The organism is Actinomycetes bacterium (assembly GCA_036510875.1).
In the GTDB taxonomy this organism is placed as follows: Bacteria; Actinomycetota; Actinomycetes; order Prado026; family Prado026; genus DATCDE01.
This window is the reverse complement of sequence record DATCDE010000082.1, coordinates 1-7,733: the sequence shown is the minus strand read 5'-3', so window position 1 is coordinate 7,733 and position 7,733 is coordinate 1. Positions and strand designations below refer to the sequence as shown.

General features: G+C 70.1%; 9 protein-coding genes and 1 tRNA gene. 5 read left to right on the top strand and 5 right to left on the bottom strand.

Going from position 1 to position 7,733, the window contains the following annotated elements:
• Together VIM19_04490 and VIM19_04485 are read left to right on the top strand one after the other, a co-directional pair.
• Positions 1-698: methyltransferase domain-containing protein (locus tag VIM19_04490; protein HEY5184166.1), on the top strand; the 698-nt coding region annotated here is incomplete at its 5' end.
• A complete protein-coding gene (locus VIM19_04485) occupies positions 695-1,069 on the top strand; it encodes a glyoxalase (protein HEY5184165.1) in 375 nt (124 codons plus the stop codon). The genes VIM19_04490 and VIM19_04485, both read left to right, overlap by 4 nt.
• Before the next feature lie 73 nt (positions 1,070-1,142).
• Here the strand turns inward: VIM19_04485 and VIM19_04480 are convergent, their stop codons facing one another.
• The 4 genes from VIM19_04480 to VIM19_04465 all read right to left on the bottom strand — a co-directional run bounded on the left by VIM19_04480 (position 1,143) and on the right by VIM19_04465 (position 4,906).
• Positions 1,143-1,745 (bottom strand): TetR/AcrR family transcriptional regulator, encoded by a 603-nt coding sequence (locus VIM19_04480; protein HEY5184164.1) that lies wholly within the window; start codon positions 1,743-1,745, stop codon positions 1,143-1,145.
• Between the two features lie 61 nt (positions 1,746-1,806).
• The gene (locus VIM19_04475; protein ID HEY5184163.1) at positions 1,807-2,772 is read right to left on the bottom strand and encodes an acyl-CoA desaturase; all 966 of its coding nucleotides are present in this window, start codon (positions 2,770-2,772) and stop codon (positions 1,807-1,809) included.
• A gap of 92 nt (positions 2,773-2,864) precedes the next feature.
• Complete coding sequence (locus VIM19_04470; GenBank protein HEY5184162.1) at positions 2,865-3,851, bottom strand: NAD-dependent epimerase/dehydratase family protein; 987 nt, start codon at positions 3,849-3,851, stop codon at positions 2,865-2,867.
• Positions 3,848-4,906 (bottom strand): Gfo/Idh/MocA family oxidoreductase, encoded by a 1,059-nt coding sequence (locus VIM19_04465; protein HEY5184161.1) that lies wholly within the window; start codon positions 4,904-4,906, stop codon positions 3,848-3,850. The genes VIM19_04470 and VIM19_04465 overlap by 4 nt, the downstream gene beginning before the upstream one ends.
• Positions 4,907-5,089: 183 nt before the next feature.
• On the opposite strand from VIM19_04465, the gene VIM19_04460 reads away from it, so the two are divergent.
• Entirely contained in the window at positions 5,090-6,010 is a 921-nt protein-coding gene (locus tag VIM19_04460; protein ID HEY5184160.1) for a glycosyltransferase family 2 protein, read from the top strand.
• A 2-nt stretch (positions 6,011-6,012) separates the two neighbouring features.
• On the opposite strand, the gene VIM19_04455 is transcribed toward VIM19_04460, so the two are convergent.
• The gene (locus VIM19_04455) at positions 6,013-6,759 is read right to left on the bottom strand and encodes a hypothetical protein (protein HEY5184159.1); all 747 of its coding nucleotides are present in this window, start codon (positions 6,757-6,759) and stop codon (positions 6,013-6,015) included.
• A 263-nt stretch (positions 6,760-7,022) separates the two neighbouring features.
• Between VIM19_04455 and VIM19_04450 the strand changes: the two genes are divergently transcribed.
• Both VIM19_04450 and VIM19_04445 read left to right on the top strand, forming a co-directional pair.
• A tRNA-Gln gene (locus VIM19_04450) sits at positions 7,023-7,093 on the top strand.
• Between the two features lie 79 nt (positions 7,094-7,172).
• The coding region (locus tag VIM19_04445) for an NTP transferase domain-containing protein (GenBank protein ID HEY5184158.1) at positions 7,173-7,733 on the top strand (561 nt) is incomplete at its 3' end.

The following is a 7,733-nucleotide window of genomic DNA, read 5'->3' as shown; positions in this document are numbered from 1 at the left end:
TCTCCGACCCGGGCCTCGTCGTCGACCTGGGCTGCGGACCGGGCGGCCTGACGGCGTCGCTGGCCCGCCGCTGGCCGGCGGCCCGAGTGGTGGGCGTCGACTCGTCCGCGGAGATGATCGGGGCGGCTCGGTCCCTGGACGCCGGGGACGTGGCGCCGCGGCTGGGCTTCGTCGAGGCGGACCTGCGGGAGTGGACGCCGGACGCCTCGGTCGACGTCTTGGTGAGCAACGCGGTGCTGCAGTGGGTGCCCGACCACCTCGACCTGCTGCCGACGTTCGGGGCCTGGCTCGCCCCCGGTGGCGTGCTGGCCCTGCAGGTGCCGGGCAACTTCGGCTCGCCCGCGCACACGCTGCTGCGCGAGCTGGCCGCATCCCCGGGCTGGCGCGACCGGCTCCCGGCGGCGCCGCCGGCCTCGACCCCCGACCCGGTCGACTACCTGACCCGGCTGGCCGCCCTCGGGCTGCGGGTGGACGCCTGGGAGACCACCTACCTGCACGTGCTCGACGGCCCGGACCCGGTGCTCGAGTGGATGCGCGGCACCGGACTTCGCCCCACGCTGGCCGCGCTGGACGACGACGAGCAGGCGGCCTTCAGCGCCGAGTACGCCGAGCGACTGCGGTCGGCCTATCCCGAGCAGCCGTTCGGCACCGTGCTGCCGTTCCGCCGGGTCTTCGGCGTCGCCGGGAGGCCCCGATGATCACGGCGATCCACCACGTCCAGCTGGCCTGCCCGCCGGGTTCGGAGGACCGGCTGCGCAGCTTCTACGCGGGGCCACTCGGCCTCATCGAGCTGGCGCAGCCCCCGGTGCTGGCCGCTCGTGGCGGCTGCTGGTTCGCCGCGAACGGGGTCGAGCTGCACCTGGGGGTGGAGACCGACTTCCAGCCGGCTCGCACGGCGCACCCCGGGCTGCTGGTCACAGACCTGGATGCCATGGTGGACCGGCTGGCGGCGTCCGGTGTCGCCGTGCGCTGGGACGAGGAGCTGCTGCCGGCGTACCGGCGCTGCTACGTCGACGACCCGGTCGGCAACCGGATCGAGCTGCTCGAGCGGGCCGTTGCCGCTTCATGATCGCCGTTGGCGGACGAAATCGGCCCTGGAACGGCGCATTTCTCCCGCAAACAGTGATCTCGGTGGTGTTCGGTCAGCTGTCGGTGCCGGTGACCAGCTGCGGCTTGACCTCGAGGCCGCTCAGGCCGTGCCAGGCCAGGTTGACCAGATGGGCCGCCACGTCGGCCTTCTTCGGCTTGCGGGCGTCCAGCCACCACTGGCCGGTCAGCGCCACCATGCCGACGAGCATCTGCGAGTACATGGGCGCGAGCTTCGGCTCGAAGCCACGGTTGCGGAACTCGGCCGCGAGCACGTACTCCACCTGGCCGGCGATGTCGCTGATCAGGCTGGCGAACGTGCCCGTGGAGGAGCCCACCCCGGAGTCGCGGACCAGGATCCGGAACCCGTCGGCGTTGTTCTCGATGTAGGTGAGCAGCGCGATCGCGGCCTGCTCGAGCAGCTCGCGGGCGTGGCCTCCGGTCAGTGCGCCGGTGACGCCGTCCAGCAGCCGCTGCATCTCGCGGTCGACGACGACGGCGTACAGCCCTTCCTTGCCGCCGAAGTGCTCGTAGACGACCGGTTTGGAGACGCCTGCCTTCGCCGCGATCTCCTCCACGGAGGTGCCGTCGAGGCCCTTCTCGGCGAACAGGCGGCGCCCCACGTCGATGAGCTGCGCCCGGCGCTGCTTGCCGGTCATCCGGCGGGCAGCGCGGGCGGAGCTCAGCTCGGTGGGCTCGACGATGTCGGTCACCGGGCCATCATGCCCGGACGGCGTCCGATCGCTTGGCAGCCAGCCGCTCGGGCTTCGGCCAGCGGACGTCGCGGGCCCAGCCCAGCTGCTCGAACCAGCGGATGACGCGGGCACTCGGGTCGATCTGGCCCTCGAGCACGCCGTGCCGGGCCGCGGTCGGCTCGGCGTGGTGCAGGTTGTGCCACGACTCGCCGAACGAGAGCACGGCCAGCCAGGCCACGTTGCCGGACCGGTCCCGGGACAGGAACGGGTGCTTGCCGTAGACGTGGCAGATCGAGTTGATCGACCAGGTGACGTGGTGCAGCACGGCGATGCGTACCAGCCCGGCCCAGAAGAAGGCCGTCAGCGCGCCCTGCCAGGACCAGGTAATCAGCCCGCCCAGCACCGCGGGGGCCAGCAGCGAGAACGCGGTGATGCCGATGAAGGCGCGGGACACCCGCACGATGTCGGCGTCGGCGAGCAGGTCGGGGGCGAACTTGCGCTGGTCGGTCTGCTCGACGTCGAACAGCCAACCGACGTGCGCGTGGAACAGGCCCTTGGTCATCGGCCACAGGCCCTCGCCGTAGCGCCAGGGCGAGTGGGGGTCACCGTCCCGGTCGCTGAACGCGTGGTGCTTGCGGTGGTCGGCCACCCAGCGCACGACCGGGCCCTCGATCGCCATGCTGCCGGCGACGGCCAGGGCGATCCGCAGCGGGCGGTTGGCCTTGAACGACCCGTGGGTGAAGTAGCGGTGGAACCCTACGGTGATGCCGACCCCGGAGATCAGGTAGAAGACCAGCGCGAGGACGACGTCGGTCCACGACAGCCAGCCGCCCCAGGCGACCGGGACGGCGGCCAGGACGGCGAGCAGCGGGACGGCGACGAACCCGAACAGGGCGACCTGCTCCCAGGTCTTCTTTCGGTCGTCTCCGAGCGTGCCGCGGGGGCTCTCGTCGGTGGGGTAGATGTCTTCGAGCGCGTTGGGGACGGCGATGCTGCGCTCGGGGGAAGTGGAGATGGTCACGGGGCGGGTCTCCAGACGTTGGGCGCCTCGGGGCTACGCCACCGTAACCTACGCTTCCGTAACTAGCCAGCCGCCCCGGCGTGTCGCTCGGCCTGCCACCAGGCCACCAGGTCTGACAATCCCTGCGCCAGGTCGATCTGCGCCGTGAAGCCGAGGTCGCTGGTCGCTGCCGAGGTGTCGGCCAGCCGCCGGGTCACGGCGTTGACCTTGCGAGCCGGCCCGTACTCGGGGGCGAGGTCGCTGCGGCCCATGGCTGCGAGCATCCCAGCGGCCAGCTCGTTGAGGCTGGTCTCGACCCCTGCGGCCACGTTGTAGACGCGGTCGGTCACCGGCGCGCGGGCCGCGAGCAGGTTGGCCCTGGCGATGTCCCGCACGTCGACGAAGTCCATGGTCTGCAGGCCGTCGCCGAGGACCAGTGGGGGTTCGCCGGCGACGATCCGCTCCATCCACCGGATCAGCACCTCGGTGTACAGGCCATAGATGTCCATCCGCGGCCCGTAGACGTTGAAGTACCGCAGGGCGACGTAGTCCAGCCCCTGCATGGCGTGGAAGCTGCGCAGCAGCCCCTCGTTGTAGACCTTGGCGGCGCCGTAGAGGGTGTCGTTGGCCCACGCGTGGTGGTCCTCGCGGGTCGGGAACACCTCGGCCAGGCCGTAGACCGACGCGGACGACGACACGACCATCTTGGCGACGCCCTCGGCCGCGGCGGCCTCGACCACGTTGAAGGTGCCGGTGGCCAGCACGTCGTGGGCCAGCCGCGGCTCCTCGGCGCACTGGGTGATCCGGATCGCGGCGAGGTGGAACACCAGGTCCATGCCGGAGGTGGCCTTGGCCACCGTGTCGACGTCCCGGATGTCGCCGTCGATCACGACCAGCCGGTCGTCGTTGAGAGCGTCCCGCAGGTTCTCCGGGCGTCCGCGCACGAAGTTGTCGAGGACGACGACCTGCTCGGCCCCCGCCGCCAGCAGCTGGTCGACGACGTGGGAGCCGATCGTGCCGGCCCCCCCGGTGACGAGCGCCCGCTGGCCCTCGAGGGGCTGCCCGGTCACCGGGCGCCTCGCAGCGGCACGACGGCGCCCTGGAACTGCAGGCTGCGGTTCGCGGCCTCGAGGATGTCGACGATCCGCAGGCCGGCTCGGCCGTCGGTCCGTGGGGCCCGGTGGGTGCGGATCGCGTCCGCGAACTCCTCGACCACGCCGCGTAGCGCCTCCTTCTCCTGCAGGGCCGGGGCGACGACGTCGCCCGAGCGGTACGAGATGGAGGCCGCCCGGCGGTCCTCCAGGTTCAGCTCCTCACGGGGCGTGAGGTCGACCCCGCGGTCGTAGACGCTGATGCGCTGCAGCGGGCTGAGGTCGTCCCAGAACAGGGTGCGCTTCGAGCCGCCGATGAGCATGGTGCGCACCTTCATCGGGCTCAGCCAGTTCACGTGGAAGTGCGCCAGCGCATCGCCGGGCAGCTGCAGGCTGAGGTACGCCACGCAGGCTTGACCCGCACCGATCGGGTCCGCCCCATGCGCGGCCACCGCCAGCGGCCGGATGCCCTCGGGCAGGATGTACTCGAGGATCGACAGGTCGTGCGGGGCGAGGTCCCACAGCACGTTCACGTCCCGCTGGACCAGCCCGAGGTTGATCCGGATCGAGTCGACGTACTGAAGGTCGCCGAGCGTGCCGTCGGCCAGCAGGTCGCGGATCTTCTGCACCGACGGCGTGTAGCAGTAGGTGTGGTCGCTCATGAGGGTGAGCCCGAGCTCGTCGGCCCGGTTGACGATCCGCTCGGCCGCCGCGTACGAGTCAGCGAGCGGCTTCTCGACGAGCACGTGCTTGCCCGCGTCCAGCGCGGCCAGCGCGACCGACTCGTGGGTACTCGGCGGGGTCGCGATCGCGACCGCGTGGACAGAGTCGTCGTTGAGGACGTCGTCCAAGGACGGCGTCGTGCGGACGGTGCTGTAGTTGCCGAGCACCCGCTTCGCGCGGTCCTCGTCGAGGTCGCACAGCCACTGCATCCGCCACATGGACGAGGCCTGGAAGTTGCGCGCCAGGTTCGGTCCCCAGTAGCCCGCACCGACGACTGCGACGCCGAGGGCGTCACCGTTCTGGGTGTTCATCGTTCCCCTCCCCGATTGTCCGCCCATCATCGCAGTGGGTCATCAACGCGGGGAGCGGTGGCGGGTCCAAGCGTCCGAACGGCCGATGCAGGGCTGGCCGACCGCTGAGGTGTTCAGGCGTTCGGACGATCCGACGCTCGGCTCGCAGCCGGCCGCTGCCGCCCCCATGCGAGACTCCCCGACATGGTGGGTGCGGTACCGCAGGACTGGACGGTCGCGGTGGTGGTGGTCACCTACCAGTCACGACGTCTCCTCGGAGACTTCGTGGGCTCGCTCGATGCCGGTCTGGCCGGCGTTGGGGCCTGGCGGCTAGTTGTCGCCGACAACGACTCCGACGACGGCACCGTGGATGAGATCGGGAGACTCGCGCCCTCGGCGGCTCTGGTGGGGCTCGGGGCAAATCGCGGCTACGCGGCCGGGGTGAACGCGGGTATCAAGGCGGCTGGGGCGGTGGATGCCGTGCTGGTGGCCAACCCAGACATACGCCTCGAGCCCGGAACGGTCGCTCGAATGGTCGAGACAATGATCGAGACGCGGGCGGGAATCGTCGTCCCCAGGCTGGTTGACGAGCGACGACATCTGTTGACCACGCTACGAAGGGAACCAACGCTCGCGCGAGTCGCCGGGGAGGCCGTCCTTGGGGGCGGTCGGGCTGGTCGATCACCTCGGTGGGGTGAAGTCGTCACTGATCCTGCCGCGTACGGAAGCCGAGCCACCGCCGACTGGGCGACCGGCGCACTCATGCTCATCTCGTTGACTTGTGCGCAGACCGTTGGCACCTGGGACGAGTCGTTCTTCCTGTACTCCGAGGAGACCGACTACTGCCTTCGCGCTCGCAATGCCGGCTTTCCGTTGGTGTACGAACCTGACGCGATCGCGGTACATCTGGGTGGCGAGTCCGGTGTCTCTCCGCCGTTGTACGCGCTGCTCACAGTGAACCGCGTCCGGCTGTACCGACGGACGCACGGACCCGTGGCGGGCGCCGCCTTCTGGTCGATGCTGTTGCTGGGTGAAGCGGTTCGCGCCGCTGCCGGACGGCCTACGAGCAAGGCCGCGGTCCGGGGCCTGCTGCGTCCGGCCGCTGTTGACCCTCGAGGTCGCTGACCTCAGACCGGCCGGCCTTCGACGACGTTCGTGTCCGGCGCCAGCTCGGTGAAGTAGTCCCCATCCAGCGGCGGGTGGTCCGCGACGTCGAAGGTGAGCTGGACCATGCCCCGGGTCCGACCCGGTTGCGGCACACCCGCTCGGTGCAGGCACAGGTTGGGGTTCATGATGAGGGCTGAACCCGGCGGCCCGTCGAAGACCACCATGCGCTTCTCGTCCTCGGTCAGTCTGTGCGCAAGGGCAACCTGCCTTGTTCGGGAGATGAATCCGCTGCGCATGATCAGTCGAGTCGTCGGTATGTCATGCATCCTGAGTGCACCGTTCTCGGCCGACACGTCCTCACTGACCTGCACGAACAGCTTCATGACCGTCACTCGATGCGGGTCGCAATGCCAGAGGTTCCCGTAGTTGTACTGGAAACGCTCGTCTGTGGTGAGCGGCTTGATGCGCCACATCCGAACATGCTGCAAGTAGAAATGCGTCCGGTAGTAACCGCTGAGAACCGATCGCACCGTTTCGCTCAACAGCGGGCGCAGTTCAGGGACTTGCTCGACGGGATCGACGACATATCGGACTGCAGAGCGATCGCGGGCGCCCATGTCCCGGGTCGCCGTTGAGTCCTCGATGGCGCGCTCGTAGCCGCGCCGGATCGGATCCATGATCTCGACGGGGAAGGCAGGGATGCTCAGCCACCCCCGCTTACGCAGGATTCGTCCGGCCTGCGCGGAGCGCGGATCCGCAGCGGTCACGGGCGCAGACCTTCTCAGGTGCCGTAGGGCTGAAGTTCCTTCGAGGTTGTCCGACCACGTGCCATCGTTGCCGAACACCAGCCGTGGACCCGATTTAGCTGCGAGCCACCGCAATCCCTGAGCGTCGACCATGAGTGACTCCCCCGTGCGGCCCTGCGCCAGCGGGGGCACATTAGTCGTCCAGCCTGCGTGCTGGAAGCGTTTCACTGTACGTCGGTTGGCTGCTGCGGACGCGAGGGGCCCTAGTCTGTCGTGACGATCGATCCCGGGTCGTCTAAAGGCAGGACAGCGGGCTTTGGTCCCGCGAATAGGGGTTCGATTCCTCTCCCGGGAGCTTCCGGTTCACCTCCCGGTATCCTTCAGGCGTCGGCTCCGCCGTCCGACGCCCTCTCCGACGCCGTGGAGGCCCTCGCGTGACCGCGCTCCCGCCGGCCGCCGTGCTGGTTCTTGCCGCGGGCGAGGGCACCCGGATGCGGTCGGCCACCCCCAAGGTGCTGCACAAGCTGGCTGGCCGCAGCCTCGTGGGCCACGTGGTCGCCGCGGCCCGTGAGCTCGAGCCCAGGGACCTCGTCGTCGTTGTCGGCCACGGCCGGGACGCTGTCAGCGGGCACCTCGCCGAGCTCGACTCCAGTATCCGTACGGCCGTTCAGGAGCCGCAGAACGGCACCGGGCACGCGGCCCGGGTCGCCCTCGAGCAGCTGCCCGCCGTCGAGGGCACCGTTGTGGTCGTCTACGGCGACACGCCGCTGCTGACTGGCGGCACCCTGCGCCAGCTCGCGTCCGCTCACTCGGCGGAAGGCAACGCGGCCACGGTGCTCACGGCGGTGCTGGCGGACCCGCACGGGTACGGCCGAGTGCGACGCGACGCCGACGGCGCGGTCGCGGCGGTCGTGGAGCAGCGGGACGCAGACGAGGAACACCTGGCCATCACCGAGATCAACAGCGGCATGTACGCGTTCGACGTGGCGCTGCTG